The sequence below is a fragment of the Acidovorax sp. SRB_14 genome (assembly GCF_012932145.1).
Lineage (GTDB): Bacteria > Pseudomonadota > Gammaproteobacteria > Burkholderiales > Burkholderiaceae_C > Simplicispira.
In genome coordinates, this window is the sequence record NZ_MWOK01000037.1 from 1 (window position 1) to 21,575 (window position 21,575).

Annotated in this window: 22 protein-coding genes and 2 pseudogenes; 16 read left to right on the forward strand and 8 right to left on the reverse strand. The window is 68.3% G+C overall.

Annotation, left to right across the window (positions count from 1 at the left end; genetic code table 11):
* The 6 genes and pseudogenes from B2J86_RS17325 to B2J86_RS17345 form a co-directional block, all read left to right on the forward strand.
* A partial coding sequence (locus tag B2J86_RS17325) for a hypothetical protein (RefSeq protein WP_173026225.1) occupies positions 1-183 on the forward strand: 183 nt, incomplete at its 5' end.
* Entirely contained in the window at positions 180-1,283 is a 1,104-nt protein-coding gene (gene mltB, locus B2J86_RS17330; protein WP_371736596.1) for a lytic murein transglycosylase B, read from the forward strand. The genes B2J86_RS17325 and mltB, both read left to right, overlap by 4 nt.
* A 30-nt stretch (positions 1,284-1,313) precedes the next feature.
* Positions 1,314-1,550, forward strand: a pseudogene (locus tag B2J86_RS17335) (DUF1653 domain-containing protein); the annotation flags it as partial.
* Positions 1,551-1,787, forward strand: a complete 237-nt coding sequence (locus tag B2J86_RS18020; protein ID WP_371736598.1) for an oxidoreductase-like domain-containing protein — start codon at positions 1,551-1,553, stop codon at positions 1,785-1,787.
* A gap of 128 nt (positions 1,788-1,915) precedes the next feature.
* On the forward strand, positions 1,916-2,923 hold the full coding sequence (locus B2J86_RS17340) for an ABC transporter ATP-binding protein (RefSeq protein ID WP_254068187.1): 1,008 nt from the start codon (positions 1,916-1,918) through the stop codon (positions 2,921-2,923).
* Positions 2,923-3,690 carry an ABC transporter permease gene (locus B2J86_RS17345; RefSeq protein ID WP_173026239.1) on the forward strand — a complete coding sequence of 256 codons (768 nt, stop codon included), beginning with the start codon at positions 2,923-2,925 and terminating at the stop codon, positions 3,688-3,690. Before B2J86_RS17340 ends, B2J86_RS17345 begins: the two co-directional genes overlap by 1 nt.
* A gap of 101 nt (positions 3,691-3,791) precedes the next feature.
* Here B2J86_RS17345 and B2J86_RS17350 read toward each other — a convergent pair whose 3' ends face one another.
* Together B2J86_RS17350 and B2J86_RS17355 are read right to left on the reverse strand one after the other, a co-directional pair.
* Positions 3,792-4,349, reverse strand: a complete 558-nt coding sequence (locus B2J86_RS17350; RefSeq protein WP_173026227.1) for a hypothetical protein — start codon at positions 4,347-4,349, stop codon at positions 3,792-3,794.
* A 99-nt stretch (positions 4,350-4,448) separates the two neighbouring features.
* A complete protein-coding gene (locus B2J86_RS17355; protein ID WP_173026228.1) occupies positions 4,449-5,768 on the reverse strand; it encodes a branched-chain amino acid ABC transporter substrate-binding protein in 1,320 nt (439 codons plus the stop codon).
* Between the two features lie 94 nt (positions 5,769-5,862).
* Between B2J86_RS17355 and B2J86_RS17360 the strand changes: the two genes are divergently transcribed.
* Both B2J86_RS17360 and B2J86_RS17365 read left to right on the forward strand, forming a co-directional pair.
* A complete protein-coding gene (locus B2J86_RS17360) occupies positions 5,863-6,246 on the forward strand; it encodes an Hsp20/alpha crystallin family protein (RefSeq protein WP_173026229.1) in 384 nt (127 codons plus the stop codon).
* A gap of 212 nt (positions 6,247-6,458) precedes the next feature.
* Complete coding sequence (locus tag B2J86_RS17365) at positions 6,459-7,331, forward strand: class I SAM-dependent methyltransferase (protein ID WP_173026230.1); 873 nt, start codon at positions 6,459-6,461, stop codon at positions 7,329-7,331.
* Positions 7,332-7,346: 15 nt separating this feature from the next.
* Here the strand turns inward: B2J86_RS17365 and tsaD are convergent, their stop codons facing one another.
* The gene (gene tsaD / locus B2J86_RS17370) at positions 7,347-8,414 is read right to left on the reverse strand and encodes a tRNA (adenosine(37)-N6)-threonylcarbamoyltransferase complex transferase subunit TsaD (RefSeq protein WP_173026231.1); all 1,068 of its coding nucleotides are present in this window, start codon (positions 8,412-8,414) and stop codon (positions 7,347-7,349) included.
* A gap of 75 nt (positions 8,415-8,489) precedes the next feature.
* Here tsaD and hpnD point away from each other — a divergent pair, with 75 nt between their 5' ends.
* The 3 genes from hpnD to B2J86_RS17385 all read left to right on the forward strand — a co-directional run bounded on the left by hpnD (position 8,490) and on the right by B2J86_RS17385 (position 12,592).
* Positions 8,490-9,329: a presqualene diphosphate synthase HpnD gene (gene hpnD, locus B2J86_RS17375; protein ID WP_169170389.1), complete on the forward strand. Its 840-nt coding sequence runs from the start codon at positions 8,490-8,492 to the stop codon at positions 9,327-9,329.
* A gap of 3 nt (positions 9,330-9,332) precedes the next feature.
* Complete coding sequence (gene hpnE, locus B2J86_RS17380) at positions 9,333-10,652, forward strand: hydroxysqualene dehydroxylase HpnE (RefSeq protein ID WP_173026232.1); 1,320 nt, start codon at positions 9,333-9,335, stop codon at positions 10,650-10,652.
* Positions 10,653-11,152: 500 nt separating this feature from the next.
* Positions 11,153-12,592, forward strand: a complete 1,440-nt coding sequence (locus tag B2J86_RS17385) for an NAD(P)-binding domain-containing protein (protein WP_173026233.1) — start codon at positions 11,153-11,155, stop codon at positions 12,590-12,592.
* A gap of 47 nt (positions 12,593-12,639) precedes the next feature.
* Here the strand turns inward: B2J86_RS17385 and B2J86_RS17390 are convergent, their stop codons facing one another.
* Positions 12,640-13,299 (reverse strand): glutathione S-transferase family protein, encoded by a 660-nt coding sequence (locus B2J86_RS17390; protein WP_173026234.1) that lies wholly within the window; start codon positions 13,297-13,299, stop codon positions 12,640-12,642.
* A 34-nt stretch (positions 13,300-13,333) separates the two neighbouring features.
* Positions 13,334-14,053 (reverse strand): HAD family hydrolase, encoded by a 720-nt coding sequence (locus tag B2J86_RS17395; protein ID WP_371736597.1) that lies wholly within the window; start codon positions 14,051-14,053, stop codon positions 13,334-13,336.
* Between the two features lie 115 nt (positions 14,054-14,168).
* Here B2J86_RS17395 and B2J86_RS17400 point away from each other — a divergent pair, with 115 nt between their 5' ends.
* From B2J86_RS17400 to hemH, 4 genes are all read left to right on the forward strand, one after another.
* Positions 14,169-14,519 (forward strand): DUF3147 family protein, encoded by a 351-nt coding sequence (locus B2J86_RS17400; protein WP_169170422.1) that lies wholly within the window; start codon positions 14,169-14,171, stop codon positions 14,517-14,519.
* Positions 14,520-14,581: 62 nt separating this feature from the next.
* Positions 14,582-14,941 carry a TraR/DksA C4-type zinc finger protein gene (locus B2J86_RS17405; RefSeq protein ID WP_169170423.1) on the forward strand — a complete coding sequence of 120 codons (360 nt, stop codon included), beginning with the start codon at positions 14,582-14,584 and terminating at the stop codon, positions 14,939-14,941.
* Positions 14,942-15,017: 76 nt separating this feature from the next.
* Complete coding sequence (locus B2J86_RS17410; protein ID WP_169637257.1) at positions 15,018-15,599, forward strand: DUF1566 domain-containing protein; 582 nt, start codon at positions 15,018-15,020, stop codon at positions 15,597-15,599.
* 67 nt (positions 15,600-15,666) lie between these two features.
* Complete coding sequence (gene hemH, locus B2J86_RS17415; protein WP_169170425.1) at positions 15,667-16,755, forward strand: ferrochelatase; 1,089 nt, start codon at positions 15,667-15,669, stop codon at positions 16,753-16,755.
* Positions 16,756-16,889: 134 nt separating this feature from the next.
* On the opposite strand, the gene B2J86_RS17420 is transcribed toward hemH, so the two are convergent.
* The 3 genes from B2J86_RS17420 to B2J86_RS17430 are packed head-to-tail and all read right to left on the reverse strand — an operon-like array spanning position 16,890 to position 20,359.
* Positions 16,890-17,606, reverse strand: a complete 717-nt coding sequence (locus tag B2J86_RS17420; protein ID WP_173026236.1) for an SDR family NAD(P)-dependent oxidoreductase — start codon at positions 17,604-17,606, stop codon at positions 16,890-16,892.
* A 44-nt stretch (positions 17,607-17,650) separates the two neighbouring features.
* Entirely contained in the window at positions 17,651-19,042 is a 1,392-nt protein-coding gene (locus B2J86_RS17425) for a sigma-54 dependent transcriptional regulator (protein ID WP_173026237.1), read from the reverse strand.
* Between the two features lie 15 nt (positions 19,043-19,057).
* On the reverse strand, positions 19,058-20,359 hold the full coding sequence (locus tag B2J86_RS17430) for an acetate kinase (protein ID WP_240965080.1): 1,302 nt from the start codon (positions 20,357-20,359) through the stop codon (positions 19,058-19,060).
* Positions 20,360-20,943: 584 nt separating this feature from the next.
* Here B2J86_RS17430 and B2J86_RS17435 point away from each other — a divergent pair.
* Positions 20,944-21,575, forward strand: a pseudogene (locus tag B2J86_RS17435) (hypothetical protein); the annotation flags it as partial.

Here is a 21,575-nt window from a genome sequence, read left to right on the forward strand (position 1 = left end):
CCGCCGCGCGCGATGGCCGCGCAGGCCGAGGCCCGCTTCGGCCCCGCCGCCAGCGCCGCCGGCGCATGGCTGCTGCGCTTGGAACAATGCCGCTATGCCGACGCCCGCACGGCGCCGGCGCAGCTCAAAATCCTGCAGCGCGAACTGCGCCGCCTGCGCTGGCCCACCGCCCGCACCCCATGATGCCCATGACCATGTTGAAGAAAATCCTCCAAACCACTCTTGTTTTCATAGCTGCCAGCGCTTTATGCACGGGCGCTACAGCCCAGAAACACCAAAAAAAATCGGTAGGCAAACCCGCCACGGCCCGCGCCGCCGAAGGCAGCACGCCCTACGCCAGCCGTGCCGACGCCATGGCGTTTGCCGACGACCTGGCCGAGCGCCGCGACCTCGACCGCGAATGGGTGCGCCAGGCCATTGGCCAGGCGCGCTTTTTGCCGCAGGTGCCGCGCCTCATGCTGCCGCCCGCCCAGGGCACGGCCAAGAACTGGCGCGCCTACCGCAGCCGCTTCATCGACCCGGTGCGCATCCGCGCGGGCGTGGCGTTCTGGCAGCAAAACCGCGCAGCGCTGGAGCGCGCCGAGCGCGAGTATGGCGTGCCGGCCGACATCATCGTCGGCATCATCGGGGTCGAAACGATCTACGGCCAGAACATGGGCAGCTTCCGCGTGATGGACGCGCTGGCCACGCTGGCCTTCGACTTTCCGGGCGCGCACCCGCGCGCGCCCGAGCGCACCGAGTTCTTCCGCCGCGAGCTCGAACAGTTCCTGAGCCTCACGCACCGCACCAACGTCGACCCCTTTGATCCGCGCGGCAGCTACGCCGGCGCCATGGGCCTGCCGCAGTTCATGCCCTCGAGCTGGGTGCGCTACGCGGTGGACTTCGACGGCGACGGGCGCATCGACCTGTTTGGCAGCCCCGCAGACGCCATCGGCTCGGTCGCCAACTACTTCATCGCGCACGGCTGGACGCCGGGCATGGCACCCTACTACCCGGTCGAATTCGACACGGCGCGCGTGGACATGGACGCGCTGCTGGCGCCCGACATCCTGCCCACCTTCAGCGCCACCAGCATGGCCGCCAAGGGCGCCATCGTGCAGGGCGCGGGCGCGCAGCACGCGGGGCCGCTGGCGCTGGTCGAGCTTCAAAACGGCGACGACGCGCCGAGCTATGTGGCCGGCACCGAGAACTTCTACGCCATCACGCGCTACAACTGGTCGAGCTACTACGCGATGGCAGTAATCGAGCTGGGCCGCGAGGTGGCGGCCGCGCGCAGCCGCTGACATGCAGCCCGCTCTTTCAGACACCTGCCCATGACCGACACCACCGACCTGCCCCCGCTGGACGCCCCGCCACCGGGCCTGTACCGCCACTACAAGGGCGGCTGGTACGAGGTGCTGGGCGGCGCGCGCTGCAGCGAAACCTTGCAGGGCATGGCGCTGTACCGCGCGCTCTACGGCGCGGGACTCGAGGGTGGCGCGCTGTGGGTGCGGCCCGCCGCCATGTTCTGCGAAACCGGCGACTTCGGCGGACACCGCCAGCGCCGCTTCGTGCGCCACGACCCGGCAAGCCTGCCGCTGGCCGATCTGGCCACCGCGCGTGCGCTTATCGCGCACCTGCACGGCCAGGCGCAGCGCAGCGGCACCGACCTGGACAACACCCTGCGCCCGCCGCCGCGCGAACCGGCCACCTGCTGCGGGCGCGGCTGCAACGGCTGCGTGTGGGAAGGGTTTTACGCCGCGCTCGACCACTGGCGTGCCGACGCGCTGGCGCTGCTGCCACGCTAGCGTCGACGCGCCGGCGCCATTCGGGCCACAATCTGCCGCGGCCGCGTGGCTTTGCCCGGCCTGCGCCACGCGCTGCCTTGGCACTGCGCGGGCCGCAGGTCTCTTGTTGTCTTTGCCCCCATCCACCCATGCCTTTTTCCCCTCCTCCCACGCCCGCCGCTGCCGCCGCTGCCGCCGCTGCCGCCGCTGCCGCCGCTGCCACCGACGCCATCGTGCGCGTGCGCGGCGTGAGCAAAACCTACGCCGGCGGCTTCCAGGCGCTGAAGAACATCGACCTGGACATCCGCCGCGGCGAGATCTTCGCCCTGCTCGGGCCCAACGGCGCCGGCAAGACCACGCTGATCAGCGTCATCTGCGGCATGAGCAATGCCACCGAAGGCAGCATCACGGCCGACGGCCACGACACCGTGCGCGACTACCGCGCCGCGCGCGCGGCCATCGGCCTGGTGCCCCAGGAACTGCACACCGATTCGTTCGAAACCGTGTGGGCCACCGTGAGCTTCAGCCGCGGGCTGTTCGGCAAGCCGCCCCACCCGGCGCTGATCGAGAAGATCCTCAAGGACCTCTCCCTCTGGGACAAGAAGGACACCAAGATCCTCGCACTCTCGGGCGGCATGAAGCGCCGCGTGCTGATCGCCAAGGCGCTGTCGCACGAGCCGAAAATCCTGTTCCTCGACGAGCCCAGCGCCGGTGTCGACGTGGAGCTGCGCCACGACATGTGGCGCCTGGTGCGCGCGCTGCGCGACGCCGGCACCACCATAATCCTGACCACGCACTACATTGAGGAAGCCGAGGACATGGCCGACCGCATCGGCGTGATCCGCCAGGGCGAGCTGATCGTGGTCGAAGACAAGCAGGTGCTGATGCGCAAGCTCGGCAAGAAGCAGCTCACGCTCACGCTGCAGCACCCCATGGCGCGCGTGCCCGACGCGCTGGCGCGCTGGCCGCTGGAGCTGTCTACCGACGGCCAGGCGCTGACCTACCGCTTCGACACCCAGCAGGACGACACCGGCATCGCCGCGCTGCTGCGCGCGCTCAGCGAGCACGGCATCGATTTCAAGGACCTGCATTCGCGCGAAAGCTCGCTCGAAGACATCTTCGTCAGCCTCGTGCACGAACAGAAAGCCCCCCAATGATGGGTTTCAACCTGCACGGCGTGCGCGCCATCTACCGCTTCGAGATGAACCGGGCCTTTCGCACCTGGGCGCAAAGCCTGATCGCGCCGGTGCTCTCGACCTCGCTCTACTTCATCGTTTTCGGTTCGGCCATCGGCTCGCGCATGGGCGATATTGGCGGCGTGGACTACGGCGCCTACATCATCCCGGGCCTGCTCATGCTCTCGTTGCTGAGCGAAAGCATTTCCAACTCGTCCTTCGGCATCTACATGCCCAAGTGGTCGGGCACCATTTACGAGCTGCTGAGCGCGCCGGTCAACTGGGTCGAGGTGCTGCTGGGCTATGTGGGCGCGGCAGCCACCAAATCGCTGATGGTGGGTGCGCTGATTCTGGCCACGGCGCGGGTATTCGTGCCCTACGAAATCGCGCACCCGGTGTGGATGCTCGGTTTTCTGGTGCTCACGGCCGTCACCTTCTGCCTGTTCGGCTTTCTCATCGGCCTGTGGGCCGACAGCTTCCAGAAGCTGCAGATCATTCCGCTGCTGGTCATCACGCCGCTAACGTTTCTGGGCGGCGCGTTCTACAGCATCAACATGCTGCCGCCGTTCTGGCAGACGGTCTCACTGTTCAACCCGGTGGTCTACCTCATCAGTGGCCTGCGCTGGGCCTTCTATGGCGCGGCCGACGTGCACATTGGCGTGAGCGTGGGCATGACGCTGGTGTTCATGGCGGCGTGCCTGGGCCTGGTGTGGTGGGTGTTCAAAACGGGCTACCGGATTCGGCGCTGAGCGCCATCACGCAGCCTGTGGGCTGCTACACCATGGCGGTGATCGAGCTGGGGCGGGAAGCGGCCGCTGCAGCGGACCAACCATGAAGTCGCCCACGGAGCTTAGCGGCCTTTAAGGTCGATCAAATAGTGGTCAGCATACTGGATTCCACCCAATCCACCCGATGCATACACAGACACTAGGTTTGCCTTACCCTTTTCCTTGAACATAGAGAAATTTTTCTGATCACCCACAGTATCGAACTTCTTATCGGCACGCAATTCCTTGTCGCGCTTGCTGGCCACCTGCGAGGTGCGCGGCAGGCTTTCCACCACATAGACCAACACTTGAGAGGTCCCCTGTACCTTGAGAAAACTGTAATTAACAAAACGGTCCTCGTTCACCAGCGCGACATAGGCGAACTTGTGCGTTGACTCACTGAGTTGACTTTTGTCCAGTGTTTCGTTGTCAAAAAACTTGTAGACCCACGTTCCACTCTTCATGTGGGGCTGTAACACGGACTTATAGACCGTCACCGCATCCTCTTCACCCAAGCTAAGTGCAGCGGCGAATTGCTGAATAGCTTTTTGCTCGTTTTCACTGAAGGAATGAATCTCGCCCAAGGCAAACGAGGAGGCATGCATCAGACCAAAAATAACAAAGGCAAGGATCTTTTTCATTGCAAACAGATTTAGTGAGGGTGAGCGTTGGAGTCAGTGCAATTTATGAAACAATTTGATGCAAATTATAACAAATAGAATCTCCACCCAGCCCCACCGTCAAAACCGCTGCATTTGGCAACTCGTAGATTGCTGCGCCTTGGCAGCCGGAATCTGCCGCACCACGCGAAAACCGTAGCCCGAGCCTTCGACGTCGAACTTGACGCCCTGCGTGCCCTGCTTTTCCATCACACCCACCACCAGCGGCTGCTGGAACTGGTGGTCGACGGCGCGCATGCTGCCGCTGCGCCCTGCCAGCTGCACGCTGGCTTTTTCCATCTGCCGGGCCACGGACACCACGTCGGTGCTGCCCGCGCGCTCGATGGACTGGGCCAGCGCCTCGACCATGAGCTGCATGCGCATGTGCACATAGTCGTCCTGCGGCCTGGGAAAGCGCTCGCGGAAGGACTGGTAGAAGGCCTCGCTTTGCAGGCTTTGCACATTGGGCAACCAGTCGGCCACGGCCACGACCTTGCCGACGCCGGCGTCGCCGATGGCGGCCGGCGCGCCCAGCGCGTTGCCGTAGAAGGTGTAGAAGCTGCCGTCGAAGCCGACCTCGCGCGCGGCCTTGACCAGCAGCGTCAGGTCGTTGCCCCAGTTGCCCGTGACCACGGCCTGCGCACCGCTGGCCTTGATCTTGACGGCATAGGGCGCAAAGTCCTTCACGCGGCCCACGGGGTGCAGCTCGTCGCCCACCACGGCCACGTCGGGGCGCTGCGCGCCCAGTTGGCGCCGGGCCTCGCGCAGCACGGCCTGGCCGAAGCTGTAGTCCTGGCCGATCAGGTACACGCTCTTGAGCGCCTTGTCCTCGCGCACCACTTCCATCAGCGCGGCCATGCGCATGTCGGCATGGGCGTCAAAGCGGAAATGCCAGAAGCTGCACTTTTCGTTGGTCAGGATGGGGTCGACCGCCGAATAGTTGAGGAACAGCACGCGCTTGCCCGGGTCGCGCTCGTTGTGCTTGTTGATCGCGTCGAGCAGCGCCGCGGCCGTGGCCGAGGAGTTGCCCTGCATCACGATGCGGGCGCCGTCGTCGATGGCCGCGCGCAGGGCCGACAGGGCCTCTTCGTTCTGGCCCTTGCTGTCGTAGCGCTGCAGCACCAGCGGCCGCGCGCCGCCCGCCGCCGCCGGCAAGGCCACGCCGCCGCGCGCGTTCACGCGGTCGATGGCCCAGAAGATGTTGCGGAACACCGCCTCGCCGGTGTTGGCGAACGGGCCCGAGAGGCTTTCGATCAGCGCCACCTTGATGGGCGCGGCGGACGGGGCGACCACGGCCGAAGCGCCCGGCGTGGGCGCCTGCGCAAAGCTGGCCGAGAGGGCGGCAAACGCCAATAGAGCCGCTGCGCCGGTTTTCAAGGCGGCGGGCTTGAATTTATTCATGGGGGGCTTTTCCTTGAAATCACTGGCGGTGCACGCACTTGCTTGGCATGCGGCGACCACACCGGGAGCCGCGCAGTGTATAGGAGTAACCCTGATGATCTTCGCCCCCGTGGTGCGCCGCGCCGCCTATGCCACCCGCCTCCCGATGTCCGACCTGGCACTGCAGCGTTTCCTGCGCGCCGCACTGGCCCGCCCCGCCGCCGCGCCTGGCTGCAGCGCCGCGCAAGACGAGAAAGCCATCACCTTGCAGCTCGATGTGCCCGGCCTGGCGCGCGAGCAACTGGACATCACGATCGACGGCGCCGTGGTGCGCGTGCGCAGCGTGGACGGTGCGCCGCGCCAGGTGCAGCGCGCCTGGGAATTGCCCGAAGCCATCAACGCCGCCGCGAGCGGCGCCAAGCTCGAGCATGGCGTGCTGACGCTCACGCTGGCCAAGTTGGCGCCGGTGAACCGGGCCACGCACTTGACCATCCAGTGACGGCACTGCGCTCGGAAAAGCTCCTGTTTCCGTAGCTGCATGCGCCCGGCCCTATGGGGTTTCGGGGGTTTTTTATTGGAATTTCTGCGCACGAGCACAGCAGCCGCGGGCGTTGCGGTTTCACGAGGGCGCGCGCATGATCGGCACGCGTCCAAAGCCCGCGTGGACGCCCTCTTCCCTCTTCCTTTTCCTGCGGGCTCCAGGAGCGGACCATGGAACACTCCCCGGCCTCCACACCCGAACAACTCAAGGCAGCCACCCGCGACGCCTGGGAAAGCGCCGCACAGGGGTGGGACGCCCAGACCCCGCACATCCACCGCTGGCTCGCCGATGTCACCGACGCCATGCTGGACGCGGCCCAGGTGCAGCCCGGCGCACGCGTGCTCGACGTGGCCGCCGGCGCCGGCGACCAGACGGTGGCGATCGCCCGCCGCGTGGGGCCCGGTGGCCAGGTGCTGGCGACGGACATTTCGCCCGCCATCCTGGCCCTGGCCGAGCGCCAGGCGGTGAACGCCGGCCTGGGCCAGGTGCAAACCAAGGTCGCCGACGCCGAGCACCTGGACCTCGCCGGCGCAGACTTCGACGCCGCCATCTGCCGCCTCGGGCTCATGTTCTGCCCCGACCCGCTCGCGGCGCTGCGCGAAATGCACGCGGCGCTCAAACCGGGAGGCCACGCCTGCACCCTGGTGTTCGCCGCGCCGCAGGACAACCCCAGCATGGCCCTCGTCGCCGCCACGGCGCTGCGCCATGCCCAGCAGCCGCCACGGGACCCGTACCAGCCGGGCACGCTGTTCAGCCTGGGCAAGCCGGGCCTGATCGACGCGCTGTTTGCGCAGGCCGGCTTCACCGGCGTGCGCACTACTGCGGTGCCAGCGGTGTTTCGCTTGCCGTCCAGCGCGGCCTTTCTCGACTTCATCCGCACTTCGGCCGCACCCATCCGGCAACTGCTGGCCCCGCTGGACGCGGACGCCCGTGCAGCGGCCTGGCATGACATGCAAACGCAGCTCGACGTGTTCCAGGGCGCCAACGGCTGGGAGGGGCCGAACACACTGCTGCTGACCGTGGGGCGTCGCGCGCCGGATTGAGGCCCGGCCTCGACCTCAGACCGCGGCGGCGCTCCCCGGCGCGATCGCATCGAGCGGCCAGCGCGGCTTGACGTCAAACGCATAGTCGCGGTTGGCCTGCTGCTGCCCCGACTGCAGGCGCATGGCGGCGGCCAGGGCGATCATGGCGCCGTTGTCGGTGCACAGGTGCAGCTCGGGGTAGTGCACGCGCACGCCGAGCCGGGAGCAGGCGGCGTCGAGCTGCGCGCGCAGCAGGCGGTTGGCCCCCACGCCGCCGGCCACGACGATGCGCCGCAGGCCGGTCTCCTTCAACGCTGCCAGCGACTTCTTGACCAGCACCTCGACGATGGCGGCCTGCGTGCTGGCGGCCAGATCGGCCTTGCGCGCCTCCAGGTCGCCGCCCAGCTTCTTGGCCTGCGTCATCACGGCCGTCTTCAGGCCGGCAAACGAGAAGTCGAGGTTGCCGCTGTGCAGCAGCGGGCGCGGCAGCTTGAACGCCGCCGGATCGCCCTGCTCAGCCAGCCGCGAGAGCGCGGGCCCGCCCGGGTAGCCCAGGCCCATGAGCTTGGCCGACTTGTCGAATGCCTCGCCCGCGGCGTCGTCGATGGTCTCGCCCAGGATGGCATAGCGGCCCACGCCGTCCACGCGCATCAGCTGCGTGTGGCCGCCCGAGACCAGCAGCGCCACAAAAGGGAACTCGGGCGGGTCGGCGCTCAAGAACGGCGACAGCAGATGGCCCTCGAGGTGGTGCACGCCCAGCACGGGCCTGTCCAGCGCCGCGCCCAGGGCGCAGGCCACGCCCGCGCCGACCAGCAGCGCGCCGGCCAGGCCGGGCCCGCGCGTGTAGGCCACCACGTCCACCTCGGAAAGCGCCCGGCCCGACTCGGCCAGCACCGCTTCGGTCAGCGGCAGCACGCGGCGGATGTGGTCGCGGCTGGCCAGTTCGGGCACCACGCCGCCGTAGGCCTGGTGCATCTCGATCTGGCTGTGCAGCGCATGCGCCAGCAACGTGGGCACGCGCGCCCCGGCATGCGCCTGCACGAGCGCCACGCCGGTTTCGTCACACGAGGATTCGATGCCTAGCACCAGGAAATTTGTCTGCACGATGGAGGTCCTTCAAGGGGCGCCAGTGTAGGGCGAGCCCCAAGTGGCCGTCCACGCCATGGGACAATCCCGCACATGAATCCGGAACAGTACGTCCAGCAAAAAGCCGCCGCCTCGGGCAGCAGCTTCTATTACGCCTTCCTGTTCCTGCCCCGCCCCCGGCGCGCGGCGATCACGGCTTTTTATGCGTTTTGCCGCGAGATCGATGATGTTGTCGATGAAGTCAGCGACTCAGGCGTCGCGCGCACCAAGCTCGCCTGGTGGCAGGGCGAGGTGGCGCAGTCCTTCAAGGGCCAGCCCACGCACCCCGTGATGCAGGCGCTGATGCCGCACGCCAGCACCTACCAGATCGAGCAACGCCACCTGCAGGCCGTGATCGAGGGCTGCGTCATGGACCTGGACCAGACGCGCTACCTCGACTACGCGGGCCTGCAGCGCTACTGCCACCTGGTGGCCGGCGTGGTGGGCGAGGTGGCGGCGCAGATCTTCGGCCAGACCGATCCGGGCACCACCGCGTACGCGCACCGCCTGGGCCAGGCGCTGCAGCTCACCAACATCCTGCGCGACGTGGGCGAGGACGCCCTGCGCGGGCGCATCTATTTGCCCGTCAACGAGCTGCAGCAGTTCGATGTGAAGGCGCACGAGATCCTCAAGCGCGAATACTCCGAGCGCTTCACCGCGCTGATGCGCTTCCAGGCCGAACGCGCGCACCGCCTCTACGGCGAGGCGCTGGCGCTCCTGCCGGCCGCCGACCGGCGCGCGCAAAAACCCGGCCTGATGATGGCCAGCATCTACCGCACGCTGCTCACCGAGATCGAGCGCGACAACTTCCAGGTGCTGCACCAGCGCGTGAGCCTGACGCCGCTGCGCAAGTTCTGGCTGGCCTGGAAGATGCAGGCGCTCGGGCGGATGTGAGCCATGCACATTGCCATCATCGGCGCCGGCTGGGCCGGCATGGCGGCGGCCATCGCCGCCGTCGAGGCCGGCCACCACGCCACGGTTTTTGAAGCCGCCCGCAGCGTCGGCGGGCGCGCCCGGGCCGTTCTGGCCTCGGACGTGGACGGCGCCCCGCTGCGGCTCGACAACGGCCAGCACATCCTGATCGGCGCCTACGCCGAGTCGCTGCGCCTGATGCGCCAGGTCGGCGTGGACCCCGACGCCGCGCTGCTGCGCCTGCCGCTGGCGCTGCGCTTTGCCGACGGCAGCGGCCTGCAGTGGCCCGAGCTGCCGCCGCCCTGGGACGCCGTGGTCGGCATCGCGCGTGCGCGCGGCTGGCACTGGCGCGACCGGCTGGCGCTGCTGCGCACGGCCCACGCCTGGCAGCGCGCGCGCTTTGCCTGCGCGCCGCAGCTGTCGGTGGCCGCGCTGTGCACGGCCTTGCCGCCCCGGCTGGTGGCCGAATTCATCGACCCGCTGTGCGTGGCCGCGCTGAACACGCCGGCGGACCAGGCCAGCGGCCAGGTCTTCTTGCGCGTGCTGCAAGACAGCCTGTTTGGCGGGCGCGGCGGCTCCAACCTGCTGCTGCCGCGCGTGGACCTGGGCGAAGTGTTTCCCGAAGCCGCGGCGCGCTGGCTGCGCGCCCAGGGCGCCATCGTGCGCACCGGCCTGCGCGTGCAGGCGGTGCTGGCCGCGCCGCAGGGCGGCTGGAGCGTGGACGGCACCCTGTTCGACGCAGTGGTGCTGGCGGCACCGAGCACCGAGGCCGCGCGCCTCGTCTCACACTGCGCGCAGACGGCGCCGTTTTCGATGGCGGTGCCGATGTGCGACTGGGCCGCCTGCGCGCAGGCGCTGCGCTTTGAGACCATCACCACGGTCTATGCGCAGGGCCCGGTGCGCCCCGATGGCCTGCTGCTGGCCGCGCCCATGCTGGCCCTGCGCAGCCACGCCGACCACCCGGCGCAATTCGTCTTCGACCGTGGCCAGCTCGGCGGCCCGGCCGGCCTGCTGGCCTTCGTCGTCAGCACCAGCCAGGGCGAGCGTGCGCAACTGGAGCAGCAGGTGCTACGGCAGGCACGGGCCGAACTGGGCCTGGCCGATCTGCGCGCCGTGCAGACCGTGGTCGAAAAGCGCGCCACGTTTGCCTGCACCCCGGGCCTGCAGCGCCCCGCCGCGCAGATCGCACCGGGCCTGTGGGCCTGTGGCGACTACATTGCCGGACCTTACCCCGCGACGCTGGAAGGCGCGGCGCGCAGCGGCACCGAGGCGGGACGGAGCGTGGGCGGCAACGCCAGCGCGTGACGCGCCCACCCGGCGCGCAGCGCCGTGCGCGGCACCTTTTCCGCGCCACTGGACAGGCGGCGCTGCCGCCTTGCCCACCCCCGCTGCCCATCGGCCGCCATGGACGCCGTCCGGCACCAAATGCCGGATGAAAGGCCCGTACACCGATTTTTGTCGTGTTTATGTTAAGGTTGTTGCGTTTTTGACACTTTCAGGCCACCTGCTTTTGCGTGGCCTTTGCGGCGCTGCAGCGCCGTCGCCGTGCGCACACCGTGCGCCACCTTTCCATGCCAGGCGGCGTGTATCGGTTGCCAATGTTCCCTGAACGCTGCGCCTCCACCGATCCCGCCCTGCCGTGGCGCCAGGAAGCTGGCGCCGACTGCCCTTCGGGCCTGGCCCTCGCGGCTGTGGACTCGCCCCTGCGGCGATCGCGGCCACCCATGTCCTTCGTTCGGCTGCCGCCTCGCGACAGGGACTGCGGCCGTCTTGGCGGCCGCTTCAACCACAGGAGAACCCCACCCATGAAACAACGCATCGCCATCCTCGGCGCCGGTCCCAGCGGCCTGGCGCAACTGCGCGCTTTTGAGGCGGCCGGCAAGGCCGGGGCCGAGCTGCCCGACATCGTCTGCTACGAGAAGCAGAGCGACCTGGGCGGCATGTGGAACTACACCTGGCGCACCGGACTGGATGCGCACGGCGAGCCGGTGCACGGCAGCATGTACCGCTACCTGTGGTCCAACGGCCCCAAGGAGTGCCTGGAGTTTGCCGACTACAGCTTTGAGCAGCATTTCGGCAAGCCCATTGCCTCATACCCGCCGCGCGCCGTGCTGCGCGACTACATCATGGGCCGGATCGAGAAGAGCGACCTGCGCCGCTGCATCCGCTTCAACATGGCGGTGCAGTGGGTATCGTACGACGCAGAAACCGGCAAATTCTCGGTGACCGTGCGCGACATGAAGGCCGACGCGCTGTCGACCGAGGAATTCGATTACGTGGTGGTGGCGACGGGCCATTTCTCGACGCCCAACACGCCGTACTTCGAAGGTCTGGAGCAGTTTCCGGGACGCGTTCTGCATGCCCATGACTTCCGCGACGCCTGTGAATTCACGGGCAAGGACCTGCTGCTGGTGGGCAGCAGCTATTCCGCAGAGGACATCGGCACGCAATGCTACAAGTACGGCGCCAAGTCGGTCACCTTCAGCTACCGCAGTGCGCCCATGGGCTACGACTGGCCCGGCGTGTTCAACGAGGTGCCGCTGCTGCTGCGCGTGGAAGACCGCACCGCGCACTTTGCCGACGGCAGCCAGCGCGAGATCGACGCGATTGTCCTGTGCACCGGCTACCAGCACCATTTCCCGTTCCTGGCGGACGGGCTGACGCTGCGCACGCACAACCGCCTGTATCCCGAGAATCTGTACAAGGGCGTGTTCTGGATCGACAACCCCAAACTCATTTACCTGGGCATGCAGGACCAGTACTACACCTTCAACATGTTCGATGCGCAGGCCTGGTACGCGCGCGACGTGGTGCTGGGCCGCATGGCCCTGCCCGATGCCGCCGCCATGGCCGCCGATGCCGCACACTGGGTGGAGCGCGAGCAGGCGGCGACCGACCCCGACGCGCACATCGACTTCCAGGCGGCGTACATCCGCGACCTCGTCGGGCCGACCGACTACCCGGATTTCGACATCGAAGGCATGGGTGCGCTGTTCAAGGAATGGAAGCGCGACAAGCAGGCCGACATCCTGGGCTACCGCGACAAGAGCTACCGCTCCACCATGACCGGCACACTGGCACCGCCGCACCACACGCCGTGGATGCAGGCCCTGGACGACTCGTTGGAGGCCTTCCTGGCGGAACCGGTGCAGCCTGCGGCGAAAGCACCGCAAGCGCCGACGCCCGTGCCGGAGTTGCGCCAGCGGAATTGTCAAAAAGAAGAGCAGCCCGCGCTGGCTGGGTAAGCGTTAGCGCACGATTTGACCCTTATTGTGGCGCGGCGTGGCGCCGCTCACCGCTTGCGCGCCAGCGCCCGCACCGCGTGGTGCGCCGGCCGGCCCAGGCAGCGCGCCAGCCAATCGCTGGTCACCGGACTCTGCGGCCACAGGGTGGGCGCCGGGCGTGCCCACGACAGCACGCTGGCCACGCACAGGTCGGCCACGGTAAAGCGCTGGGCCGCGATGTGGGCCTCGCCCAGCCCCTGCTGGCGCGCCAGGTGCTGCTCCAGCACGGCCAGCGGGGCGCGCAGGCGCTTTTCCGCCACCTCGGCCAACGCGGGTTTGCGCTGCTCCGGCGGCATCACGGCGCGGTGCATCAGCACCGTCAGCGCGTCTTTCTCCAGCTCCGTCACGGCCCAGAAGCTCCAGCGCAGCGCGTCGGCGTCCTCGCGCGGCGTGGCCGGGGTGAGGCTCTTGCCATCGGCCGGCCCATGGTGGCGCGCCAGGTACAGCGCACAGGCCATGCTTTCCCACACCACCACGTCGCCGTCCGGGCGCTGATCCACGAGCACGGGGATGTGGCCGTTGGGGTTAAGCGCCAAAAACTCCGGCGTGTGCGTGGCGCCGCCCAGGTAGGGCGTGGCGACATGTTCAAAGTCCAGGCCCAGTTCGGTGGCGGTCCACAGCGGGCGCAGAGCGCGCGATGCGGCAATGCCGTAAATGCTCAAACCCATGGGATGGCGTCTCCATCAAAAACAAAAAAAGAACTCAACCGCGCTCCTGGCGCAGTCGCTCGCACAGGGCGGCAAGCCCGGCCACGGTGAGATGGGGCGCATGCGGGGCATGCTCCCACGGCAGACCGGTGCGGTTGAGCCAGGCCACCTGCATGCCCGCGTTCAGCGCGCCCACGCCGTCGAGGTGCGCGTCGTCGCCCACGTGCAGGACCTGGCTCGCGGCCACGCCGGCGGCCTGCGCGCCGCGGTGGAAGATGCGCGCATCGGGCTTGGCCGCGCCCACCTCGCGCGCGCTGACGGCGGCGTGAAAGTAGCGCCCCAGCCCCACGCGCTGCACATCGGCATTGCCGTTGGACAACGCCACCACGGGAAAGCGGCTGCTCAGGTATTCCAGCGCGGGCAGCGCATCGTCGAACAGATCGACGCGCTGGCGCTCGGCATAGAAGACCTCGAACGCCGGCCCGGCCAGCGCCGGGTCGTCGCCCGCGCGTTCCATCGCGCGGCGGATGGACTCGCGGCGCAGCGCGCTCAGGTCGTGCGCCCGGTCGGCCAGCTCGCGGTTCACTTCGTCGCGGATGGCGCGCAGCACGCCGGGCTGGGCCGACCAGGCCACGGTGGCGGGCGCGTGCTCGGCCAGCCAGGCCTGCAGCTGCGCCTCGGCGCGCGCAATGGTCGGCCAGACGGGCCAGAGGGTGTCGTCGAGGTCGAGCGTGATGGCGCGGATGCGGGAGAAGTCGAGGGGCGTAGCAGGCACGGCAGGCAAAGGGAGAAAAGAGAGGGCGCCACCGCCACCGGGTTGCGCCCGGCGCAGGATACCGCAGGCCGCCACAATGGAGTGCCGGACGAGAACGCATTCACGAGGAGGCACCGTGGCCTGGATCATTGCGAAGTACCTGCTGACTGCCGCCGTCGTCGTGCTGGTCTCCGAAGTGGCCAAGCGCAGCGACAGGCTGGGCGGCCTGGTGGCGGCGCTGCCGCTCGTCACCGTGCTGACGCTGGTCTGGCTCTACCTGGAAAAGCAGCCCCAAGAGAAAATCGCCGCGCACGCCTGGTACACGTTCTGGTATGTCGTTCCCACCTTGCCGATGTTCCTGGTGTTTCCCTGGCTGCTCGCGCGCTGGGGATTCTGGCCTGCACTGCTGGCCAGTGCGCTCCTCACCGCCACCTGCTTCGGCATTTTTGCGTTGGCGGTGCGGCGCTTTGGCATAGAGTTGCTGTAGCCGGCGCGCCGCCTTGACGCCCAGCGCAGGCGCTGACGCCCCACCCCCCACAGGAGCACGACATGACACACGCATTGACCGCCGCCCAACGCAGCGAACTCGAGGCCCTGCTGCTGGCGCGCCGGCGCGAACTGGGCGCACAAATGGAGCAAAACCGCGACAACATGGCGCCGCCCTCCGCCGACGACGATGGCGAGGGGCAGAGCAACGTGGCGCGCGAGGTGGACCAAGCGCTCAGCGACATCGACGCCGCCGACCTTGCGCGCATCGACCAGGCCCTCAAGGCGCTGGAAGATGGCAGCTATGGCCTGTGCGCCGAATGCGGTTGCGCCATCCCGTTCGAGCGCCTGCGGATCGAGCCCCAGACGCAGCACTGCGTGGCCTGCAAATCGCGCTGGGAAAAGGCCCACAGCAAAGCCTGAGGGCGTCATCCGCGGCCCGCGCCGCTGCCGCTGTGCCAGCGGGGTGGGCGGCCTTTTTCAAGGAGTTGGAGATCCCATGGTGCCGTTTGTTTCTGCCCTGCGCCCCTGCTTTTCCGGCCTGGCGCTGGGCCTGGCCTGCGTTGCCGCCGCAGCGGCGGGACCGCCATCCCCGGCGCCGCTGGCGCCCTCGGGCGACGGCACTGATGTGATCGACCCGCGCACCCGACTGGCGTGGTCGCGTTGCGTGGAGGGCATGCACTGGAACGGCACCACCTGCACCGGCCAGCGCCAGCTGTTCGACCGCAGCCAGGCCAGCGCCCAGGCCCAGGCCCGCGCCCAGGCCGAGGGCCTGCGCTGGCGCCTGCCGCGCGCCAACGAACTGCGCCGCCTGGTGGACAAGGGCGCCACCCCTCCGGGCCTGGACCCGCGGCTGTTTCCGGCCGCCCCGCGCGACTGGCATTGGTCGGGCTCGGCCCCCATCCGGCAGGCGCAGGCCAACCCGTACGCCTACGACAGCATCGTGCAAGGCCGATCCGGCGGCGGCAGCCGCCTGGCCGTCAGCGAGGGCTGGGCCGTGAACCTGGCCACGGGCGAGGCGCGCGGCGACACGGCCAAAGCCAGCAAGCTGCCGGTGCGGCTGGTGCGGCCGCTGGACTGACGCGTTCGGACAGCGCGCGCAACGCGCCAGGCCCCCGGCGCGGCCGCCGCTTGCGCGAGAATGCCGCATGCCTTTTCAACCCGAACCCGCCTACACCCACGGGCAAGCCGCCCGCACCGCCATCCTGCTGTGCAACCTGGGCACCCCCGATGCCCCCACGGCCCCGGCGCTGCGGCGCTACCTGGGGCAGTTCCTGTCGGACCAGCGCGTGGTCGAGATCCCCAAACCGCTGTGGTGGCTGATCCTGCACGGCATCATCCTGCGCACGCGCCCGGCCCAGTCGGCGGCCAAATACGCCAGCATCTGGACGCCCGAAGGCTCGCCGCTGGCGGTGTGGACCGCCAAGCAGGCCACGCTGCTGCGCGGCTGGCTGGGCGAGGCCGGCCACAACGTGCTGGTGCGCCACGCCATGCGCTACGGCAACCCGTCCATTGCGAGCCAGCTCGACGCGCTCAAGGCCGAGGGCGCCACGCGCATCCTCATCCTGCCGCTGTACCCGCAGTATTCGGGCACCACCACGGCCAGCGTGTTCGACGCCGTTTACGCCTGGGCCGCGCGCACGCGCAGCGTGCCCGAGCTGCGCTTTGTCAACCGCTACCACGACGATGCCGACTACATCGATGCGCTGGCGGGCACCGTTCGGGCGCACTGGAAGCACCACGGGCCGCCCGACAAGCTGGTGATGAGCTTTCACGGCGTGCCCGAGCGCACGCTGCACCTGGGCGACCCCTACCACTGCGAAAGCCAAAAGACCGCGCGCCTGCTGGCCGAGCGCCTGGGACTGCAAAAGGGCGACTGGCAGCTCACCTTCCAGTCGCGCTTTGGCAAGGCCAAATGGCTGGGCCCCTACACCGAGCCCACCTTGATCGAGATGGGCAAGGCAGGCGTCGGCCGCGTGGACGTCATCTGCCCGGGCTTCACCGGCGACTGCCTCGAAACCCTGGAAGAAATCGACCAGGAAGCGCGCGCAGCCTTCCTGCGCGCGGGCGGCAAGGAGTTCCACTACCTCCCCTGCCTCAACGGCGACCCCGCCTGGATCGCCGCGCTCAGTGCCATTGCACGCCAGCACCTGGCGGGCTGGCCGGTGCAGCCTCCCGGCGCGGCCGCTGGCGCCGAAGCGCGTGCCCACGCGCTGGCCGGAGGCGCGACGGCCTGAAGGTGCGCCGCGGCCATTACTCACATTTCAATAGCTACCCGCACTGACGGGGCAAGCGCTGGAGGGCTATTTGATCTGAATGGCACCGCCGAAGACCCGCGCAGCGCGATGCCCGGGGGGGCGCTGCGGCGGCGTCACCACGGCAAACGCTCGCCCTGGTAGCTGAAGAATCCACCCGTTTCGGCGGGCGTCAGCGCATCGAGCACGCGCAGCATCTCGGACGCCGCCACGACGGCGGGCCGGCCGATCTCGGCGCCGCGAAATGGCCGCGACAGCGGTGAATCCACGGTGCCCGGGTGCAGCGCCGCCAGCACCGCCTGCGGCTGGCTGCGCTGCACTTCGATGGCGGCGGTCTTGACGAACATGTTGAGCGCCGCCTTGGAGGCGCGGTAGCTGTACCAGCCACCGAGCCGGTTGTCGCCGATGCTGCCCACCTTGGCCGAGAGCACGGCCAGCACACCGCGCTCGCGCGCGAGCAGCGGCGAAAAGTGCGCCAGCACCAGCGCCGGGCCCAGCGCATTGGCGCGGAAGGTCGCTTCCATCTGCGCATAGTGCAATTGGGCCAGGCGCTTTTCAGGCATGAATTGCGGCGTGTGCAGCAGGCCAGCGGCGAGAACGATGAGGTGAAACGGCCCCTGCGTGCGCAGCGCCCCTGCAGCGCGCGCGACACTGGCCTCGTCATCGAAGTCCATGGCCGGATCGGAGCGCCGGTGCAGGCCACGCACGCTGCCGCAGCGCGGCTCGGCCTGCAGACACTGCACGAACGCTGCGCCCAGGGCGCCCGAGGCGCCCAGCACCAGGGCGCGAAATCCGTCGGGGAAAGACCGCAGGGCAGAAACGCGCTCTTGCACGGCGAACGACTCAACTCAGTGGTGCGCCCGGTGCGCTCGGCGCCTCAGCCGCGGCTTTCGATGCCCAAGGCATCTGCATCTATGCGGTGCTTTTCCATCAGCCGGTACAAGGTCATGCGCGAAATGCCCAGCGCACGCGCCGCATGGGTGACGTTGTTTCCCGCGCGCGTGAGTGCCCGGAAGATCGCATCGCGCTCGGCGACGGTGCGCGCAGCGCCCAGGTCGGTGCGCGCAGTAGTGCCCAGGTCCTTGTGCGCGACCACATGGGCAGACGCCAGACCGAGATCGCGGGCGCTGATCCAGCGCTGGTCGGTCATGACCACCGCGCGCTGCACGCAGTTGTAAAGCTCGCGCACGTTGCCGGGCCAGGAATAGCTGGCCATAGCCGCCAGCGCCTGCCGGTCGAACCCTTCTATGCGCCGGGGGCGGTCGGCCGCGCAGACCTTGAGGAAATGCCTGGCCAACAGGGGCACGTCGTCCATGCGCTGGCGCAGCGGCGGCACCTCGATGGCCAGCACATTGAGCCGGTAGAACAAATCCTCGCGAAAGCGGCCGCGCGCCACGGCCTCGGCCAGATTCACATGCGAGGCGGCCACCACGCGCACGTCGACCGCGGTGCTGCGCACTGCGCCCACGCGCTGTATCTTCTTCTCCTGCAGAAAGCGCAGCATGTTCGTTTGCAGCTCCAGCGGCAGGTCGCCGATCTCGTCCAGGAAGAGGGTGCCGCCATCGGCGGCCTCGATCAGCCCGCGCCGATCGGCCGACGCCCCGGTGAACGCTCCCTTCACATAGCCAAACAGCTCGGACTGGATCAAGGACGGCGCGATGGCGCCGCAGTTGACCTCCACCCAAGGCCCGTCCTTGCGCGGCGAGCACGCATGGATGGCCTGGGCCGCCAGTTCCTTGCCGCTGCCGCTCTCGCCGCGGATCAGCACCGGGGCGGAAGCGCCCGCCACCTTGCGGATGTCCCGGCGCAACTGCACCATCGCCTCGGCCTGCCCTACCATGCCCAGCGTGCTGGCGTCGGAGGACGCCTCTGTGGCCCCCTGGCGCAGCACGGCGCGCTGGGCGGCATGTTCGAGCATGCGGTCGAGGTCGGGCCATTCGAGCGGCAGCACCTGGTAGTCAAAAAAGCACCCCAGGATCAGCGCCCGGAACGCGGGCGACTCCAGCACCGCGCCGTCGCACAAGGCCACCCATTCGGTGTGCAGCGTGTCGTGGACGCAGGCTTCCACCGCAGCCACGCCAGGTTCGTCCAAGCCCTGCGCGGCCCCAGCCACCAGCAGCACGACCGGGTAGCGGTGCTGCGACAGCAGGCGGCGCGCCGCGGGCACATCGCCGCAGAACGCCACGTCCCAGCCCCTGCCCCGCAAGTGGCCTTCCACGACCTTGCCCTCCGCCCCCAGGCTCAGACACAGGATCTTGCGCACAGGCATGGCGGGGCTTTCTGGTCAAAAAGACATGGGAATGCGCACGCTCAGCGTGAGGTCGGGCGTGTCGCGCGTCAGGCCTGCGCCCACCGTGACGTTCAGCGTCGTCCGGTCGCTGTAGCGGTACGAATAGCCCAGCAGCAAAGACGCCAACTGGATGCGCGCGGAACTGGCCACGGGCACGCCGTTCTGCTTGGTGCGGCCTACGGAGTTGAGGTCGACGCCCATGCTGAACGAAGAGCGGTCGTTGAGCGCCAGGCCCATGCCGAAGTTGATGCCCCAGACATCGCCGGGTTTGACGCTGCCGATGAATTCCTGCTCACCCGCGAGCACCCTCCGGCTCACGTTGCTGCGCTTGAAGTTGTGCGTGTAGCTGAAGCCGCCGAAGAACACCGCCGGATCCGAGGGCAGGAGCCAGGTCAGCGAAGGCTGCAGCGAATAAAAGCCCGAGCCGGTGGGCAAATCCAGCGGCAAACCCGTGCCGGTGGTGTTGCCCACGCAGCGGGTCACGCAGTCGGTCACCACATCGAACGGGTCTTTACCCGTGCGCGTCTTGAAGCGCAGCCCGCCGATCAGGAAGGGCTCGTTGCCCTGGGGCTGGTTGAGCTGGTAGCGGGCCGCAAATTCGATGTCACCGATCGCGCGGCCGCTGGAATTGAAGGCCTGCTCGTTCGCCGAGCCCGTGAAAATCTCGCGGCTGATCGCCGTGTCCGAGCGGTACACATAGGGCAGCCGCATCTCCACTTCGAGGCTGCGCGACAGCCCCCAGCGGCCGGTGAGCGCCGCAGTCAAGGTGTTGCGCTTGACCTCCCGCACGTCGACCAGCCCGATCAGCAGCGCCGGAATGATGGTGTAACCGACCAGTGCAACGCGGTTGTTCGAAGAGTAACCGTACTGCACGGACGGTTCGAGCACATAGTGGCCGGGCTGCGTCAGGATGCCCGGCTGGTCGAACAAAGGGGCCACTGCCGGGGGCTGGTTGTCGACCACCGGGGCCGTCCCCACCCGCACGGGACGGGCGCCGCTCTCGGCCGGGGCATTGGATGCCGGCGTGGCCTCGGCCGTGACAGGTGCCGGGGCGCTGCGCGCTGACTCGGCCATCGAACGCTCCAGCTCCTGGTAGCGGGCCTCCTGGTCCACAAACTGCTGCCGCATCTGCTCGATCTGGCGGCTTTGCGCGTTGACCTGCTGCTCCAGCGCTTCGATGCGCTGGGCGACGCTCTTGCGCCCAGGCACGCTTTGTGCTTGGGATACAGCGCTTGATAAGACCATGACCGAACCGGTGACCCAAACCCAGGGCGTGGACGGAGCGAACGTGTTCATGCGGCTACTCCCTAAGCGCTGAAACTTGTTGTGCCAACGGTGGCGGTCAATGCCGATCCAGAATACGTGCCCCCTTGTGGTCGGGCAAGCGGCGCAGTGCAAGTGAACGTAAATTTGCGCAAACGCCTTCACATTTTTTGGACCTGCTGTCACAGGGCTGAGGCAGTGTCTACACCGAGGTGCACCGGCCGCGATCATTCGCCAGACATGCCCATACATCCTTCAGGAGGACGGGCCGTTCTGCTCCGCTGACAGGCCCCGCCGAGCAACCCATCGGCGTCACAGCGGTGCGACACAAGGCCCGCCGCAGACACCTGGCACAGAGCCTGAACGGACGCACTGCACTGCCCAGCGCCGCTGCGGCGCTGTACCTGCATCAACCTTCTGTGACATTTCGGGTGGAACCTCCTGGACCGCGTTACGGTTGCCGCGCCGTTTTGCCTTGGCCCACAGGCAGCGCCTGTAGCGCGGTCCTCTTCCCTGCAGCCTTTGCACACCGCTGGCACCAAAGTTGCTGTGGCCCCCGTGAATTGCGCCCGCGCAGCTCAACCCTTGATCCTGTTCCACTCACCGTAGGAGGCTCTATGAAGATGACACTTGTGGCTTCGGCCATGGCAGTTGCGTTTGGTATCAGCGGCGCGGCTTTCGCCAGCAGCACCGACCAGGACACCACCCAGTCCGCCACGACGGGAAGCAATACCAGCAACAACACCAACAGCAGCACAAGCACGGACAACAACAGCACCACCCGCAACGCCACCACCAACACGACCACCAACACCACCACCAACACCACGACCAACACCGATGCCAGCGACAACAGCACCAACCGCAACTCGGGCGCAGCCAGAGCCAGCGCAGCCCGCTCGGCGGCCCTGAACAACGGCTCGACAGGCACGTTCACCAACGCGTTCAATGTCTCCACCGCCACAGCCACCAGCAACCTTAACGGCACCGTCACGGGTAACCGCGTGCGCGACATCGGCAACAGCGCCACCAACAGCGGCAATGCCAACGGCGCCACCGGCAACGGTGGCACGGGCGGCAACAGCACCGGCGGCAGCGCCACGGGCACGGGCACAGGCGGCACGGGCGCAGGCGGCGTAGGCGGCGTGGGCTCGACCGGCGGCAATGCCTCCAACGGCAACGCCACCAACGGCAGCGCCACCAATGGCAGCGCCACCGCAGGCAGCGGCGGCAATGGCAATGGCGGGCG